General features: G+C 46.2%; 22 protein-coding genes. 19 read left to right on the forward strand and 3 right to left on the reverse strand.

All coding sequences use genetic code 11. The features are described from left to right. Positions 1-11 precede the first annotated feature (11 nt). From IS446_RS03155 to IS446_RS03245, 19 genes are all read left to right on the forward strand, one after another. Complete coding sequence (locus tag IS446_RS03155; protein WP_203058529.1) at positions 12-722, forward strand: ABC transporter ATP-binding protein; 711 nt, start codon at positions 12-14, stop codon at positions 720-722. Between the two features lie 120 nt (positions 723-842). Further along, complete coding sequence (gene porW, locus IS446_RS03160) at positions 843-3,392, forward strand: type IX secretion system periplasmic lipoprotein PorW/SprE (RefSeq protein ID WP_203058531.1); 2,550 nt, start codon at positions 843-845, stop codon at positions 3,390-3,392. A gap of 32 nt (positions 3,393-3,424) precedes the next feature. Beyond that, positions 3,425-3,808: a bactofilin family protein gene (locus tag IS446_RS03165; protein WP_394370942.1), complete on the forward strand. Its 384-nt coding sequence runs from the start codon at positions 3,425-3,427 to the stop codon at positions 3,806-3,808. Then, the gene (locus IS446_RS03170) at positions 3,774-3,998 is read left to right on the forward strand and encodes an AtpZ/AtpI family protein (protein ID WP_203058535.1); all 225 of its coding nucleotides are present in this window, start codon (positions 3,774-3,776) and stop codon (positions 3,996-3,998) included. The genes IS446_RS03165 and IS446_RS03170 overlap by 35 nt, the downstream gene beginning before the upstream one ends. Then, complete coding sequence (locus IS446_RS03175; RefSeq protein ID WP_203058537.1) at positions 3,995-4,405, forward strand: DUF6168 family protein; 411 nt, start codon at positions 3,995-3,997, stop codon at positions 4,403-4,405. Before IS446_RS03170 ends, IS446_RS03175 begins: the two co-directional genes overlap by 4 nt. 105 nt (positions 4,406-4,510) lie before the next feature. Then, positions 4,511-5,590: a F0F1 ATP synthase subunit A gene (gene atpB, locus IS446_RS03180; RefSeq protein ID WP_203058544.1), complete on the forward strand. Its 1,080-nt coding sequence runs from the start codon at positions 4,511-4,513 to the stop codon at positions 5,588-5,590. Positions 5,591-5,623: 33 nt separating this feature from the next. Then, a complete protein-coding gene (gene atpE / locus IS446_RS03185) occupies positions 5,624-5,815 on the forward strand; it encodes an ATP synthase F0 subunit C (protein ID WP_117158138.1) in 192 nt (63 codons plus the stop codon). An 81-nt stretch (positions 5,816-5,896) separates the two neighbouring features. Then, positions 5,897-6,397 carry a F0F1 ATP synthase subunit B gene (locus tag IS446_RS03190; protein ID WP_203058546.1) on the forward strand — a complete coding sequence of 167 codons (501 nt, stop codon included), beginning with the start codon at positions 5,897-5,899 and terminating at the stop codon, positions 6,395-6,397. An 8-nt stretch (positions 6,398-6,405) separates the two neighbouring features. Continuing rightward, a complete protein-coding gene (atpH, locus tag IS446_RS03195; RefSeq protein ID WP_203058548.1) occupies positions 6,406-6,957 on the forward strand; it encodes an ATP synthase F1 subunit delta in 552 nt (183 codons plus the stop codon). A 65-nt stretch (positions 6,958-7,022) separates the two neighbouring features. Then, entirely contained in the window at positions 7,023-8,603 is a 1,581-nt protein-coding gene (gene atpA, locus IS446_RS03200; protein ID WP_203058550.1) for a F0F1 ATP synthase subunit alpha, read from the forward strand. Between the two features lie 60 nt (positions 8,604-8,663). After that, entirely contained in the window at positions 8,664-9,524 is an 861-nt protein-coding gene (atpG, locus tag IS446_RS03205; protein WP_203058552.1) for an ATP synthase F1 subunit gamma, read from the forward strand. Positions 9,525-9,974: 450 nt separating this feature from the next. Continuing rightward, entirely contained in the window at positions 9,975-10,475 is a 501-nt protein-coding gene (locus IS446_RS03210) for a hypothetical protein (RefSeq protein WP_203058553.1), read from the forward strand. Between the two features lie 58 nt (positions 10,476-10,533). Beyond that, on the forward strand, positions 10,534-12,015 hold the full coding sequence (locus IS446_RS03215) for an oligosaccharide flippase family protein (protein ID WP_203058554.1): 1,482 nt from the start codon (positions 10,534-10,536) through the stop codon (positions 12,013-12,015). A gap of 9 nt (positions 12,016-12,024) precedes the next feature. Continuing rightward, the gene (gene dut / locus IS446_RS03220) at positions 12,025-12,459 is read left to right on the forward strand and encodes a dUTP diphosphatase (protein WP_203058555.1); all 435 of its coding nucleotides are present in this window, start codon (positions 12,025-12,027) and stop codon (positions 12,457-12,459) included. Positions 12,460-12,513: 54 nt separating this feature from the next. Continuing rightward, positions 12,514-13,524, forward strand: a complete 1,011-nt coding sequence (locus IS446_RS03225; protein ID WP_203058556.1) for a sugar nucleotidyltransferase — start codon at positions 12,514-12,516, stop codon at positions 13,522-13,524. Between the two features lie 53 nt (positions 13,525-13,577). After that, positions 13,578-14,531: a tetratricopeptide repeat protein gene (locus IS446_RS03230; protein WP_203058557.1), complete on the forward strand. Its 954-nt coding sequence runs from the start codon at positions 13,578-13,580 to the stop codon at positions 14,529-14,531. Next, entirely contained in the window at positions 14,500-15,312 is an 813-nt protein-coding gene (locus IS446_RS03235) for a DUF4292 domain-containing protein (protein WP_235996382.1), read from the forward strand. The genes IS446_RS03230 and IS446_RS03235 overlap by 32 nt, the downstream gene beginning before the upstream one ends. 4 nt (positions 15,313-15,316) lie before the next feature. Further along, the gene (locus IS446_RS03240) at positions 15,317-16,552 is read left to right on the forward strand and encodes a murein hydrolase activator EnvC family protein (RefSeq protein ID WP_203058558.1); all 1,236 of its coding nucleotides are present in this window, start codon (positions 15,317-15,319) and stop codon (positions 16,550-16,552) included. Between the two features lie 120 nt (positions 16,553-16,672). After that, positions 16,673-18,343 (forward strand): formate--tetrahydrofolate ligase, encoded by a 1,671-nt coding sequence (locus IS446_RS03245; protein ID WP_203058559.1) that lies wholly within the window; start codon positions 16,673-16,675, stop codon positions 18,341-18,343. A gap of 43 nt (positions 18,344-18,386) precedes the next feature. Here IS446_RS03245 and IS446_RS03250 read toward each other — a convergent pair whose 3' ends face one another. The 3 genes from IS446_RS03250 to IS446_RS03260 all read right to left on the reverse strand — a co-directional run bounded on the left by IS446_RS03250 (position 18,387) and on the right by IS446_RS03260 (position 21,132). After that, positions 18,387-18,896 carry an acyl-CoA thioesterase gene (locus IS446_RS03250; RefSeq protein ID WP_203058560.1) on the reverse strand — a complete coding sequence of 170 codons (510 nt, stop codon included), beginning with the start codon at positions 18,894-18,896 and terminating at the stop codon, positions 18,387-18,389. A gap of 84 nt (positions 18,897-18,980) precedes the next feature. Continuing rightward, a complete protein-coding gene (locus IS446_RS03255) occupies positions 18,981-20,006 on the reverse strand; it encodes an alpha/beta hydrolase (RefSeq protein ID WP_203058561.1) in 1,026 nt (341 codons plus the stop codon). A gap of 190 nt (positions 20,007-20,196) precedes the next feature. Next, complete coding sequence (locus IS446_RS03260) at positions 20,197-21,132, reverse strand: HU domain-containing protein (RefSeq protein WP_203058562.1); 936 nt, start codon at positions 21,130-21,132, stop codon at positions 20,197-20,199. Positions 21,133-21,192 lie beyond the last annotated feature (60 nt).

The raw sequence follows: 21,192 nt of genomic DNA on the forward strand, positions 1-21,192 counted from the left end.
TTTTCTGCGTTATGATCTCATTACATCAACTTACCAAAACATATAAATCAGTAACGGTTCTCAATGTACCCTCCCTCGAAATTCCTAAAGGGCAGAGTTTCGGACTCGTAGGGAATAACGGTGCCGGGAAGACCACCATGTTCAGCATGCTGCTCGACCTTGTACGTCCTACCACAGGGTATGTTCTCAATAACGATATCAAGGTGAACGAAAGCGAGGCATGGAAGCCTTTTACTTCGGCCTTTTTAGATGAGACCTTCCTTATTGGTTACCTCACTCCGGAAGAGTACTTCTATTTTATCGGAGAGCTTCGCGGGCAGAATAAGGCCGATGTCGATAAGCTGATGTCCGGTTTTGAAGATTTTTTCAACGGGGAGATCCTCGGGGTGAAAAAATACCTCCGTGACCTTTCTAAGGGGAATCAGAAAAAAGTGGGCATTGTAGCTACCCTGATCGGGAATCCGGAGGTGATCATTCTCGACGAGCCTTTTGCCAATCTCGATCCCACCACCCAGATACGACTGAAGAAGATCCTGAAGGAACTCAAAGAGACACAGGATGTCACGGTGTTGATCTCCAGCCACGACCTTATGCACGTTACCGAAGTGTGCGAGCGTATTGCGGTGCTTGAAAAAGGAGAAGTGGTGCGCGATCTGCAAACTTCCCCGGAAACCCTGAAGGAATTGGAGCAATTTTTTTCCGGAGTGCTGCAGGAAGCGTAATGCTGTATACCCGCCCTTTTTTACAGGGAAGTCGCAATTGTTGGAAAAGAAACGTATTTTTACCTCGGTACAGCAATATTTTGCCTGTGCCGCGGTTATTATTACTCCAGAGCTATTGCGGTGAAGCACCTACTTAAAATACTACTGACCTTTGCGGCTGTCCTGATCGCAGTGACTTCCTGTTCTACCAAAAAGGATGCTTTCCTCAATAGGAAATGGCACGCCATGAACTCCAAATACAACGCGATCTATAATGGAAAGAACGCTTTAACCGATGGTCGTCAGAACCTTATAGACAACTACCGTGATAATTACTGGGAAATACTTCCCGTGGAGCGCATGGAGGTTCGGGAAGATATCGTATTGGACGGTACAGAACTCACTCCGGATTTTGAGCGTGCCGAAGAAAAGGCAGTGAAGGCCATTCAAAAGCACGGGATGAATATCGGTGGCCAGGAGAAGAACACCCAGATAGACGAAGCTTATCTCCTACTTGGACAAGCCAGGTATTACGATCAGCGGTTCATTCCGGCCCTGGAAGCTTTTAATTACGTGCTCAACAAATACCGCGATAGTGATATCATTGGCCAGGCCCTGATATGGCGTGAAAAGACCCATATCAGGCTCGAGAACGATGAGCTGGTGATCACCAACCTAAAGAAGCTCCTTAATTACGCCGCCTATATTGGCGACCAGGATTATGCCGACGCCAATGCGATGATGGCCCAGGCGTATATGAATCTTCAGCATAACGACTCGGCCCTGCAGCGCCTTAAGATCGCTTCGTTACACACGAAAGATAAGGAAGAGCAAGGGCGCTACTTTTTTATCATTGGGCAACTTTACAATGAGCTGGGGTATGCCGATAGTGCAAATTATGCCTTTGATAAGGTTATTGACCTCAATCGCCAAACATCGCGTATCTATCACGTTAATGCGAAGGTGTTCAAGATCAGAAACCTGTATGAACTTGGGTATGACAAGGAAGAATTGCTGGAGATGCTCACCAAAATGGAGAAGAACAGGGAGAACCGTCCGTATCTTGGCTTGGTATACCGGCAGTTGGCACTATATCACGAAGACCAGGATTCTTTAGATCTGGCAAGTCATTTTTATAACAGATCGCTACGGGCTTCAACTGCAGACTCCATACTCAATGCAAAGAATTACCAGGCCCTGGGTAAATTGGCCTTTGATGCCCGTAACTATACCCTTGCAGGAGCCTATTACGATAGTACGCTCACCAATATGAAAGGGGGGAGTAAGGAATTCAGGTTGCTAAAGCGGCAGCGTGATAACCTGCAGGATGTGATCACCTATGAAGCCGTTCGCAAGCGCAATGATAGTATCCTCGGATTGCTTTCCATGTCGAAAGCAGATCGTACCGCATACTTTGAATCTTATATCGATTCGCTCCGGGCGGAAGAAGAATTAAAACGCCAGCGACAAAGGGTGCGCGAAATGGAAAAGGGTAAAGGTCGTTCGGGCTTCTTTGGCGGAGGTTCAGGAGGCAATGGAGATTTTTATTTCTACAATCCGGCAAGTGTGACCTTTGGAAAGGAAGAGTTCAGAAAGATCTGGGGAAATATAGAGCTGATCGATAACTGGAAATACGGAAAACAGGGCGTGGTTGGCGCTGCGGGAGCAGGGATCCCTGATGCCAATGCCAATACCGCTACTGCCGATATCTATGATGTGAAGTTCTACCTCGACGCCCTGCCTCAGGTTCCGGAGGCTATTGACAGTATTCAGCAGGAACGGGATCAGGCCTACTATCAGCTTGGGTTGCTTTACAAGGAGCGATTCAGAGAATACCAGCTTGCGGCCCAACGTTTGCAGGATCTGTTAACCTTCTATCCGGAAGAGCGATTGGTTCTGCCTGCAAAATATAACCTCTATCGTATTTACAGGGAAACAGGATCACCGCTTGCGGAGGCCATGGAAACCGATATCCTTAATAATTACGCGGATTCGCGTTACGCTCAGTTCATCAGGGATCCTCAAGGTTTTGCTTCAGACGATGCCGATGATCCTGAAAAGAACTACAAAGAGCTGTACAGCCTGATGGAGAAGCAAAAGTATGAGCAGGTGATCACTCGTGCAGAAGCATACAGTAGAAAGTATAACGGAGAAGATATAGCGGCCAAATTCGAATTGCTCCGGGCCATGGCCCTTGGGAAGCTCGAGGGAATAGTGACGTTAAAAAAGATACTTACGGGTATAAGTCTTAATTACCCCTCCAAGCCCGAAGGACTTCAGGCGCAAAAGCTTTTAGAGACCAGTGTGCCACAGCTTGAAGCCCTGGCCCTGCCGGATAATGAAGCCGATCTTACGCATTGGAAGTTGTGCTATGTGCTTAAAAAGACTGACAAGAAAGGGTTGGAAGCCCTGCTCGAAAAGGTTTCGGCAAGCCTTGAAGAATTTGAGCAACGCGGGTATTCGTACTCCGTAGATGTTTATGACCGCGATCTTTTATTTGTTGTGATCCACAAGATTCCTACAGCTCTGATGGCTGAGGGGTATGCTGAATTAATGCTTAAGGATAAGGATTATTTGGTTGATATAGAGAATTTTGTAATTTCGCGTGATGCGTATAAAGTGATCCAGGTAAAGAAGAACCTGGAAGCCTATTTGCTCCGTACGGGGCAATCTAACCCGAATCTAAAATAAACGACATGTTTTCAGAATCTAAAAAAACGAAAATGGAACCTACCAGTGCTTTAAACAACCTTATTACTAAAAACACGAAGATCAAAGGAGATATTTCTTCAGAATCCGATATCCGTATTGATGGGGAGGTTGAGGGAAGTATCCTTACTACCGCTAAGATCGTAATTGGAAAGTCTGGAAAAGTAACCGGGAAGATCCAATGTGAGAACGCTGATTTCGAAGGTACTTTTAACGGAGAACTCAAGGTGAACCAGGTACTGTCACTTAAAAGTTCTGCAGTGATCGAAGGCGATGTGGTGGTTGGTAAACTGGCCGTAGAACCCGGAGCCAGCTTTAACGCCTCTTGTACAATGGGAGGGGCAGCAGTAAAGTCACTTAAAGATGACCAAAAAGGAAGATCCGAAAAATCCGCTTAAAAACTTCGCGATATTTTCAGGTATCGCAATTCAAATGGGTGTAACCATCTTCCTGTTCGCATGGCTGGGAAGATGGTTAGACGACACCTATAACGATGGGGAAAAGCTATTTCTCATCATATCTACCCTATTCGGGGTGGCCATGGCTATTTACGTCGTGATCAAGCAACTAAACCAAATGCAGAAGTGAGGTCTACTTCCCGAAAAATCCTTCTCAATCATATTCTTTTACTTCTGATCTTGCTGGGCGTTGCCGGCGGATTGCACTTTTATGTACTCCAACGTTTGCATATTGAGCCCGAGAGTGTGCTGTTGGGGCGTGCTTATCTGGTCAATACTATAGCAGCTATACTCATACTTGTAGTGATCTACCTGCTCCGAAAACGCATGTTTTCTCAGATAGGCTTCTTATTTCTCGCCGGAAGTATGTTTAAGTTCCTGCTCTTCTTCTTGTTGTTCAATCCTACATACCGTTCAGACGATATCGTCACGAGGCCCGAGTTTATTGGGTTTTTCATACCCTATTGCCTGAGTCTCATTATTGAAACGTTTGCGGTTTCCAAACTGTTAAAAGAAAATTCCGATTCAGACTCCTGAGCAAGTGCGCTTTAGACGGGGGAAAGAATAGCGTAAAATTGTTTTTGTTTTTCGATTAAAGCGTTACATTTGCAGCGATTTTTAAGCCACCTTTACTTGAGTGATATGCGAAGAGAATTAATTGAAAAGATCCTGGTAATCTTATTCATTTCAGCCCCGTTCTTAACCTGGGCACAACATGAAACAACCGAAGGGCATGAGGCCCCGGAGTCGAAAAGAGAAAGTATTAAGGCCTTTATTGACCACCACCTTCAGGATTCTCATTATTTTACCCTTTCCGAGGATGAAGAAGCTGGTGCACATTACGGTATTCCACTTCCGGTGATCCTTTGGGATAACGGACTCAAAGTTTTTTCTTCTTCAAAATTTCATCACGGCGAGACCGTAGCTGAGGTAGATGGCAATCACTACGCTCTTTACCACGGAAAGATCTACAAAACCGATGCTCAGGGTACCATTACCTATGATGAGGATCATCACCCTACTAACGCAAAACCACTTGATTTTTCGATCACCAAAAATGTAGTGACCATGTTATTGGTTTCATTGCTGATGTTCATGCTGTTCAGAGGTCTTGCTAAAAGTTATACTAAGAATAACGGACTTCCAAAGGGGGTTGGGCGTTTCTTTGAGCCGCTCGTGGTTTTTGTGAGAGACGAGATCGCTATTCCGAATATCGGAGAGAAGCACTATAAAAAATATATGAGTTTCCTGTTAACCATCTTCTTCTTTATCTGGTTTCTGAACCTGTTAGGGATGACTCCGCTTGGGGTTAATGTTACCGGGAATATTGCAGTGACCTTTGCGTTGGCGTTGTTGACCTTCCTGATCACAACCTTCACTGCAAATAAGAATTACTGGGGACACATTTTCTGGATGCCGGGTGTGCCTAAGCTAATGAGAATCGTTTTGGCTCCCATCGAAGTTTTGGGAATGTTCATTAAGCCGTTCTCACTAATGATCCGTCTCTACGCGAACATGACCGCAGGTCACGTGGTATTGATGAGTATTATCGGACTGATGTTCATCTTCAAGAACTGGATCGGTAGTAGCTTGTCTTTCGGACTTGCTTTTGCCCTTTCGATTCTTGAATTACTGGTAGCTGCGCTTCAGGCGTATATCTTTACCATGCTTTCTGCACTTTATTTCGGTATGGCGAACGAAGAGCATCACGACGATCATTAATAAATTGAATGTTTAATTTTTAATTATATAACTATGGAAATCCCAACTATTGTAGGAGCTGGTTTAATTGTAATTGGTGCTGGTCTTGGTATCGGTAGAATCGGTGGTCAAGCTATGGAAGCTATCGCCCGTCAGCCAGAAGCTTCTGGTAAGATCCAGACTGCTATGCTTATTGCTGCAGCTCTTATCGAAGGTATTGGATTTGCTGCTCTTTTCGCAGCTTAAGACTACTAGATAGACAGCTGCAACGGTTGGTTGCAGCTGCCTATTATCAATTGTCGATTAAACATTATTAAAAAATATTACATGGAAAAGTTAATAGAATCATTCTCATTCGGACTCTTCTTTTGGCAGATTGTCATTTTTGTTGGATTAGTATTACTCCTTAAGAAATTTGCTTGGGGTCCAATCCTTAAAGCGGTTAACGATCGCGAGGAAGGGATCAAACAAGCTTTAGAGTCTGCAGAAAATGCCCGTAAGGAAATGCAAAACCTTCAGGCGGATAATGAGAAGCTTATTAAAGAGGCCAGAGCAGAGCGCGATATCATGATGAAAGAAGCTCGCGAGGTAAAAGATAAGTTGATTTCTGACGCTAAAGAGCAAGCCCAGGAAGAGGCGAACAAGATCATTGCTTCAGCTCAGGCAAGCATTGAAAGCGAAAAGCAGGCAGCTATCAATGACCTTAAGAACAAGGTTGCAGAGCTTTCTATCGAGATCGCTGAAAAAGTGGTTAGAGAAGAGCTTTCTGCCAAAGACAAGCAATTGAAGCTTGTAGAAGGAATGTTAGAAGACATTAAGCTAAACTAATACAGGAAATGACAGGTAGTAGGGCAGCAACAAGATACGCCAAGGCAGTTTTAGGGTACGCTCAGGAGCAGGGGCTTTTAGCATCTGTGCAGAGCGATATGCTTAAGATCGTTAAGGTGATCGAGGAAAACGAAGAGCTTAAGGCTTTTATAGAAAGTCCGGTGATCAAGGCCGAGCTAAAAAGTGGTGTACTCAGAGAGATCTTCGCAGATCTTAGTGATGCCAGCCATAAACTTATGGCTTTGCTTTTGGAAAATAAACGTGTTGAACTTCTCGGTATGGTAGCTGAGAAATTCACTGTGCTTTACGACGAGCTGGAAGGAAAACAAAATGCTATGGTGACTACTGCAGTTCCATTAACTAAAGAGTTAGAGGCTAAAGTACTTGCTAAGGTACAGGAACTTACCGGAAAAGATATTACCCTTGAGAACGTAATAGACGAAGCCATTATTGGCGGATTCGTGCTTAGGGTTGGAGATATGCAGTACGATGCGAGTATTGCGAATAAATTAAACAATCTTAAAAGAGACTTTATCAATAAAGCGGTAGTCTCTGCGTAACAATTAAAAAATGGATGACCTTTAGCTTTCGGGCTTAAGGTCGAAAATCTAAATACTTAATTAAGATGGCTGAAGTTAAAGCTGCTGAGGTATCAGCAATATTAAAAAAGCAACTATCAGGGTTTGAAGGAAAGGCTTCTTTGGATGAAGTTGGTACCGTTCTAACTATCGGTGACGGTATTGCCCGTGTATTCGGACTGAACAACGTTCAATATGGAGAGCTTGTTGCTTTCGCTAACGGGATGGAAGGTATCGTACTTAACATCGAGGAAGACAACGTAGGTGTCGTACTTCTCGGACCTTCAACTGAGGTAAAAGAAGGTGATACTGTAAAAAGAACTGAGCGTATTGCTTCCCTTAAAGTAGGAGAAGGAATGCTTGGACGGGTAGTGGATACCCTGGGTAACCCGATCGATGGAAAAGGGCCCATTACAGGAGATCTTTACGAAATGCCGCTGGAGCGTAAGGCTCCCGGGGTTATCTTCCGTCAGCCTGTAGATGAGCCACTTCAGACCGGTATTAAGTCGGTAGATGCCATGATCCCTGTAGGTCGTGGACAGCGTGAGCTTGTTATTGGTGACCGTCAGACCGGTAAAACTACCGTGTGTATCGACACCATCCTCAACCAAAAGGAGTTTTACGATGCAGGTGAGCCTGTATTCTGTATCTATGTAGCTATTGGGCAGAAAGCCTCAACTGTGGCTGGTATTGCTAAGACCCTTGAAGATAAGGGTGCTCTTGCGTATACCGTTATCGTAGCTGCAAACGCATCAGATCCTGCTCCAATGCAGGTGTATGCTCCATTCGCAGGTGCTGCGATCGGAGAGTACTTCAGAGATACTGGTCGTCCTGCACTTATCGTTTATGATGACCTTTCCAAGCAAGCGGTAGCTTACCGTGAGGTATCCCTTCTGCTTCGTCGTCCACCGGGACGTGAGGCATATCCTGGAGACGTATTCTTCCTGCACTCAAGACTTCTTGAGCGTGCTGCGAAAGTGATCGCAGATGACGATATCGCGAAGAATATGAACGATCTTCCGGAGTCGCTTAAGCCGGTAGTTAAAGGTGGTGGTTCGCTTACTGCCCTTCCAATTATCGAAACTCAGGCGGGTGACGTTTCTGCATATATCCCTACTAACGTGATCTCGATCACCGACGGACAGATCTTCCTGGAGTCTGACCTGTTCAACTCAGGGGTACGTCCTGCGATCAACGTAGGTATCTCGGTTTCTCGTGTAGGAGGATCGGCGCAGATCAAGTCTATGAAAAAAGTAGCAGGTACACTCAAGCTTGACCAGGCTCAGTACCGTGAGCTCGAGGCGTTCGCCAAGTTCGGTTCAGACCTTGATGCTGCTACTATGGGAGTTATTGAAAAAGGTAAGCGTAACGTGGAGATCCTTAAGCAGGCTCAAAACGACCCTTATACCGTAGAAGATCAGGTAGCTATTATCTACGCCGGTTCTAAGAACCTTCTTAGAGATGTACCTGTAGAGAAAGTTAAGGAGTTCGAAAGTGATTTTATCGCTTATCTGAACACCAAGCACAGAGATGTTCTTGATACCCTTAAAGCCGGTAAACTTACAGAAGAAGTTACCGATACGCTTGAGGCAGTAGCAAAAGACCTTTCTGCGAAATACAAGGCTTAATTTTAATTTCAGATCCGATTCAGGGTTATACATCCCTGGATCGGATTCATAAATCTAAGTATGGCAAATTTAAAAGAAATACGTAGCAGGATTACCTCGGTAGGATCCACCATGCAGATCACCAGCGCAATGAAGATGGTATCTGCGGCCAAGCTGAAAAAAGCTCAGGACGCGATCACTGCCATGAGACCTTACGCCGATAAGCTCACTGAGCTTTTGCAAAACCTAAGCGCTACCCTTGAAGGAGATTCAGGAAGTGTTTTCGCAGAGCAAAGAGAGGTGAACAAAGTACTTATCGTAGCCATTACTTCAAACAGAGGTTTGTGTGGAGCCTTTAATGCCAATGTGATCAAAGAAACTCAGCGAGTAGCTAAGGAAGCTTATGCTGCTAAGGAGGTAAACGTGGTTACCATCGGTAAAAAAGGAAACGACATTCTTTCGAAATCATTCCCTGTTGCATTTAACAACAACGATATCTTCGACGACCTTACCTTTGATAATGCTGCCGCCATCGCAGAAACCCTGATGCAGCACTATGCCGAAGGTAAATACGACAAGATCGTATTGATGTACAACAGCTTTAAGAATGCCGCTACGCAGATCGTAAAGACCGAAGATTTCCTTCCTATCAGCACTGCTCAGGAGAATTCCGGAGCCGCTATGGATTACATCTTCGAACCTACCAAGGTGGAGATCGTGGAAACCTTGATTCCGAAATCGCTGAAGACCCAATTATATAAAGCCATCAGGGATTCTTTTGCTTCGGAACACGGTGCGCGTATGACCGCTATGCACAAGGCTACCGATAACGCTGCTGAATTAAAGGCAGAGTTAACACTTACTTACAACAAAGCCCGTCAGGCTGCTATTACCAGCGAGATCCTCGAGATCGTAGGTGGTGCAGAAGCGCTGAACGGATAAGTATAACAACCTAAGGTTGTATAAAAGCCCCTATGCATATCGCATAGGGGCTTTTTGGTTATGAGGTTTGCAGTTACAAGGTTACAAGGTTATAAGGTTCCAAGGTTATACATTTACGAGTTTATACCGCCGCGAAAGCGTTAATAGGGCTACAGGTCTTTTTGTAGATCAGTGTTGTACTCGAACTACTAATAGGGGGGTAAGTGATTTTTTCCCAGCAGCTAAAAAGTGAACGCTCTCCTTCCCCTGTCAGGGAGGGTCGAGCGTTTAGAAAAAGTCGGTGGACTTTTTTAGCGAAGGGGCCAGCCGGCGCGCGGGAGTTTTGCGAAGCAAAGGCGAAAGGGGTTGATTCTTATTCCTCGCATATCATTTCCCTTTTCCCTCTTCCCCCATCTCTAATACTCGGCATCACTTTTGAATGTGTATCTTTATAACATCAACACGACGCCCATGAAGAATGTTTTTAAGCTATTATTTGCAGGAGTTACGATGCTGGCTTTTGCCCAATGCGGAAGTTCCCAGGTTTTTGAAACCGATCCGCCTTTTAGTTTGGATGCTTGCCATATTGAGCCATGGACAGCCGGAGAACAAAAGGAGTTTCACGGTGTTAATCTCTTCTTTCCTGTGAAAACAGGTAAAGATGTCCTCCTTGATACGGTATACTTTACAGATAAGAAAGCGCCACTTCAGCGCATACAGCGAGACAGCTACCTCGTTTATAAAGCGGTAATAGATATGACCAATGCCCCCTACGATATTATAGCCCACGCCGACCCCAAAGAAGAATTTGGTAATCGTCCGCCGCGAAGCGATAAAAGTCCGTTCGATCTCCAAAAGAATGAGGCTGTTATTTCGTATTCCGATGCAGGGGTGCGCAAGTATTTCAAGGTTACGGGACTGCTTACTTCCCCGGCGCTTCATTATCCCGAACGCCCCAAGATCAAAAATTAGTGCTCATCGCTGGCTATCCCTGATAAAATAGATACATTTAGACCCTAAAAAGCAGCCATTGAGTGCCCTGAAGAAACTTTTTAAGCATACATTCATCTACGGACTGGCTACGGTGCTTCCGAGATTGCTCGGACTTATCCTCACGCCATTGTATGTTTCCGGATTGCCGGAAAAGGAATTTGGGGTGTATATCCTGCTCATGGCATCACTGGTCATGGGTAACGTTTTGCTTACCTATGGTATGGAAACCGCTTTTTTTCGCTTTGTCAACCGGGGAGACGACCAACGTAAAGTGCAGCGTACAGCGCTTACATCCCTTTTGATCACCGCGCTTACCTTCTTGTTGATGGTGGTCTTGTTCCGTTATCAGATCTCCGACTTTGTCGCTTATAAAACGGCCTATATTCTTTACGCCGTGGTGATACTCTGTTTAGATACCCTGGCCGTGATCCCTTTTGCCTGGTTCAGGCAGAACGAACAGCCCATGCGGTATTCTATGATCAAGATCACCAATGTGGTGATCAACCTGGGACTTAACCTGTTCTTTTTTCTCGTATTACCCGTACTTGCATCAAAAGGTTATGGCTGGGTCGATGCGCTCATCTTTGAGAATAAGATCCACTACGTTTTTATCTCCAATGTCATAGCCAGTGCGGCTACCTTTCTGATGGTGTCTCCCTTGTACTTCCGTATCGGATTACATATAGATCTTAAGCTTTGGAAAGAGATGTTCTTCTATGCCTTTCCTGTACTTATTGCCGGTCTGGCCTTCTCTATTAATGAAGTAGGTGATAAGATGATCTTACGCTACCTCCTTCCGGCAAATATCGCAGAGGCAGAGGTAGGTGTTTACGGCGGCGCCTATAAACTGGGGGCTTTTATGACGCTCTTTATTACAGCCTTCAAGCTGGGGGTAGAGCCCTTTTTCTTTAGTCAGGCTAATGAGGATAATGCCAGGTATACCTACGCCAATATCACACAGTACTTCGCGATCTTCGGCTCTTTTATATTGCTGTTCGTGGTCGTCTATACCGATCTCTTTGCAATGATCCTCCTTCCTGAGAAAAGTTATTGGCGCGCTTTGTGGATCGTACCTTTTATATTGCTGGCCAACCTCTGTCTGGGCATCTATCACAACCTTTCGGTTTGGTACAAGATCACAGACCGCACCAGGTTCGGAGCCTGGATCTCCATGGGGGGCGCAGTGATCACCATAGTGCTTAACTTTTTACTTATTCCTGTACTTAGCTATAAAGGTTCGGCTATAGCCACCCTCGCGGCCTATGGTACGATGATGATCGTATCTTATGTGCTTGGACAAAAATATTACCCGGTGCCCTACGACCTTAAAAAGATCGGTGCCTATATGGGGACGTCTGTTCTGTTCTCTGTCCTGTCGTTTTATGTTTTTGACGGGGCGATATTACCGGGAACCGTACTACTTTTAGTATTTTTGAGCCTTATTTATTATCTGGAGCGAAACGAACTCAGGAGGCTGTTCCGGCCCCTGCTGGAAAAAGTCTCCGGAAAGTTTAAATAAACCCATCTTATGAAAATTAACGTTATCAACAGATCCGCACATGCGCTGCCTGAATACGAAACACTGGCTTCTGCAGGAATGGATCTCAGGGCAAATATCGATGCCCCGATCACCCTTCAACCCCTTGAAAGAACCATCGTAAAAACCGGACTTTTTCTGGAGCTTCCTGTAGGTTATGAAGCGCAGGTTAGACCGCGTAGTGGTCTGGCCGCCAAAAAGGGGATCACTGTACTTAATGCGCCCGGAACGGTAGATGCCGATTACCGTGGTGAAGTGGGTGTGATCCTGGTGAACCTTTCTAACGAGCCTTTTACCATTGAAAATGGTGAGCGTGTGGCTCAAATGGTGATCGCCAAACACGAACGTGCAGAATGGAACGAGGTGGCGGAGCTTTCAGAAACCAGCCGCGGAGCCGGCGGATTCGGAAGTACCGGAACGAAATAAGAATTGATTACTATACATAAACAGGAGGCCGAAAGGCCGTAAATGCAAGAAGATATGAGAATAATTGTGCCCATGGCAGGTCGCGGATCACGATTGAGACCACACACCCTTACTGTACCCAAACCCCTTATTCCTATCGCGGGGAAACCTATTGTACAGCGATTAGTGGAAGATATCGCCGGTGTGCTGGAGGAGGAGATCGAAGAGATCGCGTTTATTATCAAGGATGATTTTGGGACAGAGGTAGAAGAAAACCTGGTCAAGGTGGCTGAAGGTCTCGGTGCAAAAGGAACCATTTACTACCAGGATAAGCCTCTTGGTACCGGTCACGCTATTATGTGTGCTAAGGACTCCCTGGAAGGTCCTTGTGTGATCGCTTATGCCGATACATTGTTCAAAGCCGATTTTGACCTGGATAAAAACGCCGATAGCGTGATATGGGTCAAGCAGGTAGAGAATCCGCAAGCCTACGGGGTAGTTGAGCTTAATGAAGCAAATGAGATCACCGGATTGGTCGAGAAGCCGGAAGACTTTGTTTCTGACCTGGCTGTGATCGGGATCTATTATTTCAAGGATGCAGGCGTGTTGAAAAGCGAGCTTCAGTCGGTGCTTGATAATAACATCATCCACGGTGGCGAATACCAGATCAACGACGGGATCAAGGCTATGATGGCTAAAGGAATGCGTTTTGTGCCCGGTAAGGTAGACGAATGGATGGACTGCGGAAATAAGAATGTAACTGTTGAGACCAACAGCCGTATGCTGAACTTCCTTCATGCCGATGGGGAACAACTGGTATCGAAAAATGTAACGCTTAATAATGCAGAGATCGTCCCTCCTTGTTATGTTGGTGATGGAGTGGTGCTCGAAAACGCAACGATCGGACCAAATGTGTCTGTGGGTAATGGTACACATATTGCCAATGCTACTGTTAAAAACAGTTTAATACAGTCTCATTCCACTGTAAAAAACGCTAACTTAGATAATGCGATGATCGGGAACCACGCTACCTTTAACGGGGAGTTTACCGATGTGAGTATCGGAGATTACTCTGCGCTTACCTAAGGACTACAGCGTGGTGACGGTCGGCGCACCTGAATAAGCAGAATTGGATTTTCATGATAACCCGGGTTCGTAGCATAACAATACTTTTACTGGCAGCGCTGTGGTGTATTCCATTGATCGTTATGGGCCAGGAAGAGGGTAGCGCCGACCTTGCTACCGAAGGTGTTGAGGATGCGTTTCAGGAAAGCTTTTTTGAAGCCCTTAAAGAAAAGGGCATTGGCAACCTCGATAAAGCCCTGGGCTTGCTCTCCAAATGCAAGGAGATGCGACCCGACGAACCCGCGGTGTATTATGAATTGGGACGAATTTACCTCGAGCAAAAGCAATATAGCCTTGCTCAGTCTCATCTGGTCAATGCCCTGGAACAAGACCCAACTAATGTGTGGTATCTTCACGCGGCAGCGCAATTGTATCTCGATCAGAAAGCTCCGGAGAAAGCCGTTAGCCTGGCAGAGCAGTATCGGGATCAGGGTTGGAAGCAAGCGCTTTTGCTGGCAGGATTGTGCATAAGAGCCGAAGACCTTGACCGGGCAGAACTGGTTTTGGCAGATGAGGAGATCCTAAAGCATGCCCCGGTGCAAACAGAAGAACTGCGTGCGCGAATTCAGCAATTACGGGATAGCAGTGCAAACCCGGTGGTTATGAAAGAAGCTCCGGAAGTTGATACGCCCGCAACCGAGGTGTTACAAACTGTCGATGGCTTCAGGAGATCCCTGGCCGTGCTTGCAGAAAACAGGGACTACGAGTCACTTTTAAAGCAAAGTACTGAGGCCGTGAGCAATTTTCCGGCACAACCGGAGTTTTATTACTTTAAAGGCCTGGCGCTGTTGCGAACAAATGCCCCGGAAGAAGCATTGGAAGTTGCAGAAGAAGGTTTGGCCTACTTATTGGAGGATAATGAATTGGAGTTGTCCTTCTACAGGCTTATGAAGGAGGCTTATGAACAATTAGGGAACGAGAAAAAACGAAAGGAACTTGAAAACAGGATCGGACAGAAAGGATCGTAGATCGCTAAGGTCATTGGTCGCCGGAAGTTTAGCGGCGACATTGGTTTTATTGGTGTTGTCGTCTTGTGGCTCAAAAAGGGCTGTAGCTTCAGGAGAGGTAGACGGTAAGCTCAATGCCAAGCAGATCATTAGAAATCACTACAAGAACGATCTGGACTTTGAAACGTTGAGAGCACGTGTTAAGGTGGATTACGACGACGGGAAGGCCGATCAGGGTTTTGCCCTTAGTCTTCGAATGAAAAAGGATGAGGCTATCTGGTTGTCGGCTACCCTTTCGGTGGTGAAGGTCCTTATTACTCCGGAAAGGGTGAGTTTTTACAACAAGCTCGATAATACCTATTTTGACGGCGATTTTGAATTGCTCAATAAGATCCTCGGCACGGAGGTCGATTTTTACATGGTTCAGAACCTATTGCTTGGTCAGTCTATCTTTGACCTCAAGGAACAACGTTATACCGCTTCTGTGGCGCAGAACAGGTACCAACTGAAGCCTGATAAGGAGCTGGAGCTATTCAAGCTCTTATTTCTGCTCGAGCCCAGCAATTATAAAATAGCCCTGCAACAACTTTCGCAGCCGGAAAAAGGAAGAATTCTTAATATTGCATATGAAAGTTATCAGGATGTAGGTGGCAAGGTGGTGCCCGATAAGATCGTACTTAATGCTCAAGACGGCCCTTCGGTAACCACTATCGATATCGAATACCGGAATCTGGAATTCGACCAAAAGCTGAACTTTCCGTATAATATCCCCAGCGGATTTAAGCCTGTAGAACTGGATTAAGTTTATGAATAACCTCAGATCGCGCCTCGTTTTTACCTTGTTGTTAGTAATGCTTGCCCTTGGGGGTGCCTATGGGCAAACGGCAGAGCAGAAGAAGCTCGAAGCCCGAAAAGAACGCTTACAACAAGAGATCAAACAGATCAATTCTTTGCTGTCTCAGCAGCGCAAGGAACGAAAATCGGTACTTGAAGAGCTCGAAGATCTCAACCAAAAGATCAGGGTGCGCAGAGAGTTGGTAAAAGTGACTAATCAGCAGGCTAACCTCCTCAACCGCCAGATCAATAGCAATCTTAACGAAATAACGTCGCTGCGCTCCCAGTTGGAGACGCTTAAGCAAGACTATGCGGCCATGATCCAAAAGTCGTATAAGAGCCGTTCTCAGCAAAGCCGACTCATGTTCTTGCTTTCATCAGAGAGTTTTCAGCAGGCCTTTAAACGGGTAAAGTATATGCAGCAATATGCAGCATATCGCAAAGAGCAGGGGCAGGAGATCCTCAAAACAACAGAAAAGCTTAAAGAGCTCAACAACGATCTTATTGTTCAGCGCAAGGAAAAAGAACAATTGCTTGCCGAGAATCGCCTGGTGCAGAAGGACCTGGAGAAAGAGCTCGGGGCACAACGGGAATTGGTAAATTCCATCAAGAAAAAAGAGGGAGAATACGCTGCCCGTATCCGTCAGAAGCAAAAAGAATCGGATGCCATCGACAGGGAGATCGATAAGCTGGTTCGGGAGGCTATAGCACGTTCCAATCGTGAAAACCGTAAGAAAGGCGAAAAGGCATCTGCGACCAGTTTTGCCCTTACTGCCGAGGCGAAGCTCGTTGGTAACGACTTCCGTCAAAATAAGGGTAAGTTGCCATGGCCGGTAGAAAAGGGGGTCATTAAAATGCGCTTTGGTACCCAGCCACACCCCGTAGTACGTTCGGTTAAGATCAAGAGTAACGGGGTGCGTATCGCTACCGAAAAAGGGTCAAAGGCCCGGTCGGTATTCAATGGTAAGGTGCTTGCCGTTACCGGTTATAAAGGGGGGAATAAGGCCGTACTAATCCAGCACGGTAATTATATCTCGGTATACAACAACCTGGGTAAGGTCTTTGTAAAAGAAGGCGACAAGGTGTCTACAAAAGAACAGATCGGAGAGGTGTTTACCAATAACGTGACCAATGAGACCCTCCTTAAATTTATGATCTACGACAACAATAAGATCGACAACCCTTCTAACTGGATATACCGAATGTAATACTTCGTAGTCTGAGCAGTGATCAAAACTGACATTTGTTTGGTGTTTTGTTGAAAATAGCTGGTATTTTTAGCAAATGTGTAATAGAGTAAGCACTTTTATAAATTAAATCCAAATAATATGTTATCAGATATAGAGATCGCTCAAAAGGCGAAGCTGGATCATATTCGAAATATTGCCGCCAAACTGGGAATTTCGGAAGACGATCTTGAGCAATACGGGAAGTACAAAGCTAAACTTCCTCTTTCACTAATCGACGATACTGCTGTAGACCGCAGTAACCTGATCCTGGTTACCGCGATTACGCCTACCCCTGCCGGAGAAGGTAAGACCACCACTTCGATCGGGCTGGCTGACGGACTTTCCCGATTGGGTAAAAAAGTTGCCGTGGTGCTTCGGGAGCCTTCGCTGGGTCCGGTATTCGGGATCAAAGGAGGGGCAGCCGGTGGTGGTTATTCTCAGGTTGTGCCTATGGAGGATATCAATCTTCATTTCACCGGTGACTTCTCTGCCATCGAAAAAGCCAACAATTTGCTGGCAGCCCTTATCGATAATAATATTCAAAGTAAGACCCGTAGCCTGGGTATCGATCCCCGTACCGTGTTGTGGAAGCGGTGTATGGATATGAACGATCGATCACTTCGTAAGATCGTAAGTGCCCTTGGAGGTAAGTCGGGTGGTATTCCAATGGAAACAGGGTTTAATATTACTGCCGCATCAGAGATCATGGCTATTTTGTGTCTTAGTAACGATATGGCCGAACTCAAGGAGCGTCTCGGGAATATCTATGTGGGAGATACCTTTGACGGTAAAGCGATCTACGCGAGAGACCTGAATGCTCAGGGTGCCATAGCTGCCTTGCTTAAAGATGCGATCAAGCCCAACCTGGTGCAAACCCTGGAAAATGTTCCTGCGTTCATACACGGTGGGCCGTTTGCAAATATTGCGCAGGGAACCAATAGTGTGATCGCTACCAAAATGGGGATGTCGATGGCCGATTATGTGGTTACCGAGGCCGGATTTGGTGCAGACCTGGGTGCGGAGAAGTTCTTTAATATCAAATGTCAGAATGCAGGGATCGCCCCTAAGGCTGTGGTCCTTGTGGCTACCATCCGCGCTTTGAAATACCACGGAGGGAGAGCGCTTTCTGAATTGCAGGAGCCCGATGCGAAGGCCGTGGAGGCAGGAGCCGAAAACCTTCGTAAGCACCTGGAGACCATTGCCAGTTTTGAAGTGCCTGCTGTGGTGTGTATCAATCGTTTCCAGTCTGACAGTGATGAGGAAGTGGAAGTGCTTCGTAAGGTATGCGACCAATACGGGGTAAAGGTAGCCGTGAGCGAAGGCTTCGTTAAAGGAAGTGAAGGGACCACAGAGCTTGCACAGGCCGTTGCCGATGTGATCACCGATGCTCCGGCTTCATTCAAGCCAACGTATAACCTCAAAGACCCGGTACGCGATAAGATCGAAAAGATCTGTCGTACTGTGTATGGCGCTAAATATGTGATCCTTTCGAATAAGGCTAAAAGTCAGTTGAGGCGTTTTGAAGCGCTGGGATTCGGAGAGATGCCTGTGTGTGTCGCAAAAACACAAAAGTCGCTCTCAGACGACGAGAAGTTGCTGGGAAGGCCTAAAGACTTCGATATACATATCAGGGAATTCGAGATCGCCGCAGGAGCGGGATTCCTCGTGCCTATAGCCGGAAATATACTCCGTATGCCCGGACTGCCGGGAGTGCCGGCAGCAGAAGGAATGGATATCGATGCTGACGGAAATATCAGCGGACTTTCCTGATCAGGAGCAATGCCATTAAGTTTATATATAAAGGCGGTCTTTGTTAATCAAAGATCGCCTTTAGTTCTTTAGCGTCCTGGGGTTTCATTTTTCCTGCAAGAACCAGGCTGAGCTGCTTTCTTCTAAGGGCGGCGGCAAAACGCTCTTTTTCAAGCTCTGTTTCCGGTCGTACAGGAGGCACTTCTACCGGTCTTTCGGTTTCATCTACGGCAACAAAAGTGTAAATGGCTTCATTGGCCTTGGTGCGGTTACCGCTTTCACGATCTTCGGTCCATACATCAATAAACACCTCCATAGAGCTGGTAAAGGCTCTGGAGATATTGGCTTCTACCGTAACCACACTGCCCAGAGGGATGGCACGATTAAAGGCTACGTGATTTACAGAGGCGGTTACGCATACCCTGCGGGAGTGTCTTCGGGCGGTAATACTCGCTGCCCTATCCATACGCGCGAGAAGTTCTCCACCGAAAAGGTTGTTTAGCGGATTGGTTTCGCTGGGGAGTACCAGGTCGGTCATTACGGTACGGGATTCATTCGGTGTCTTTGCCTTCATTTTTGTGAACTTTTGTGCAAAGATACCGTCTGTTACAGCAAATATGAAATCTTAAGCGGGTGTTTCTGCTTTTGAGGGTGTATTCTAGTTGTAAAAAACCCCTTTTAGGAAGGTTATCATGTCTTCTATCGGGATTATGGCATCCTTCTCAAAACTCGTCCCGAGGTATTCGTTGTTTCCCGAATCCAGATAGGCGTGAGGTTTTCCCGGGTATATCTTGAATAGTGTTTGGGCTCCGGTTGCTGCAATGGCCATTTCATAGGCTTTTATGCTTTCGGGAGTGGTGGTGTTGTCCTTTTCTCCTACATGAAGAAAAACCGGAGGGTGCTTGCGGTCTTCGGGAATGGTATACATAGGTGAAACTGCCTTGTAAAGTTGAGGATGGTCTGCTACGTTGATGCTGTCGCCAAAGATACCTCTGGCTGTTCCGTTACCCATTTGCCAAAAGAAATTGGAAGGACTCTCAAATCCGGTTCCCGGTCCGTTCCCTATGGCTGCTATATGTATGTCTACTGCGGGATAGCTAAGGATGGCTGCCTGTACTTCCAACATATTCCGGGATCTTACCATTTCGGGTGTTACGCCTTCAGGCAGGAACGTAGGGCTAAAACACAGGTGATCGGTGGTGAGTCCGCAACTACCTAATGCAGATGCTCCATTGATCACCATGGCTGCCAGGTGACCTCCGGCACTGTCGCCGGTAACCGCGATCCTGTTCGGGTCGCCACCATATTTGGTGATGTGTTCTTTTATCCAAAGAACGGCGCCCATGGCATCTTCGATGATCTCATGCATGCCCGTTGTGTTGTTGTTGGCGGTAAGAAGGCGATAGTCAACATTACAAACCACGAATTTTCCTGTTGTCGCCATATAAGCGCTCATCTCGTCCATGATCGATTTATTGTTGATGAGCCAGCCACCGCCGTGGTAAATAATAAGGACGGGCAAGGATTCATCGGGTTTCTGCGGACTGTAAATATCCATGTGGAGGGTGGCTTCGGGGGCGTTGGACCAAACGACATCTTTTGCAAGATCGAATTGCTGGGCTCTGATCTCGGCGATCAATAGGGTGAAGAGGAAGAAAATGAGGGTGGTGTAAGTGCGTGGCATGATGCTCTTGTTTTAAGGATTAGGTGACTTTTAGCTGATAAGCAAATTCCTTAAAATAAAGATACGAACTTCAGTAGCGCGATCCTTACTGTAAGTAGGGAAAGCTTTATGAAGAGATGCATTGTAATCGTAAAACATCAGGCTTGCCTATGTGCAAGCTGTTGCTGATCTGTTGTAAAATAGAGGGGTATTAGTCAACGAGGAGCCATGCATCTGAAGTCTCGTCTTTCTTGATCTTTCTGAGATAAGAAAGGGCTTCGTCAACATCCGCAAAGCTCGAATACGCAACCTGGTGCAGGCCGTATTTGTTCACCCCGATAAGGCGTGCATTGTATCCTTTGGCTTCGAGCTCATGTACTCTGTTTTGTGCATTGGCTTCAACGCGAAATGCGCCGGCTACAATGTGGTATTTCAGATCGGCCTGGTGCAGTTCAAGCGTCACAGCGGGTAGTTCGATAGGTGAGGTATCAAAGAAGGTGGCTTGCTGAATGGTTTTCTCGACCTGCTCCTGTGCCTGTTGCTGGGCAACTTCCATGCGATTGTTGTAGTCGCGCTCCACAAGTTTGTAGCCGATAGTTCCTGCAGAAAGGCTTAACAGGAAAATGGCGGCGTACTTAAGCAGCGGAGACGCTTCTTTACGGCGTTCCGGAGTAAATGCGATCGGCGCTTTCTCTTCCAGTGCTTCCACCTCTGCCTTCAATACTTCTCTTGTAACAGCGGGTGCTACGTACGTAGAAAGTCCAAAAGAGCTCGTGAGGTAATTTACATGGTCTGAAGGTTGGAAAAGGATCTTCTGTTCTTCATTGTACCAGATGTCTCCGATGTTTTCCAGAGAAATGGTTTGGCCCTCTGCCATTTTAGAACCCCAGGATCTAACCACTTTCGCGATCTTTTCAGACGCCTCTTCGTATGCGATATCATTGACCTGTGCAACATGCTTGGTAAGCAGTCCGTCATCGGTGCGTAGCTGTCCGTTAAAAGAGATCTCTTTTGACGGTGGATAAAAAGCATTGGTGGTTTGATGCACCTTTGCCGATTGGTACCTGGCAAGGAATGCTCCGAGTCCGGGTACGGTTACACATTGATAACGATAAAGGAGGTCACTGATGTATTTTTCTATTCGCATAAAACAAAGATGTAAAAAAATGCTAGAGATTTTCACTTTGTTATCCTAATTTTATTAACA

The sequence above is a fragment of the Robertkochia sediminum genome (genome assembly GCF_016786255.1).
Taxonomy (GTDB): Bacteria; Bacteroidota; Bacteroidia; order Flavobacteriales; family Flavobacteriaceae; genus Robertkochia; species Robertkochia sediminum.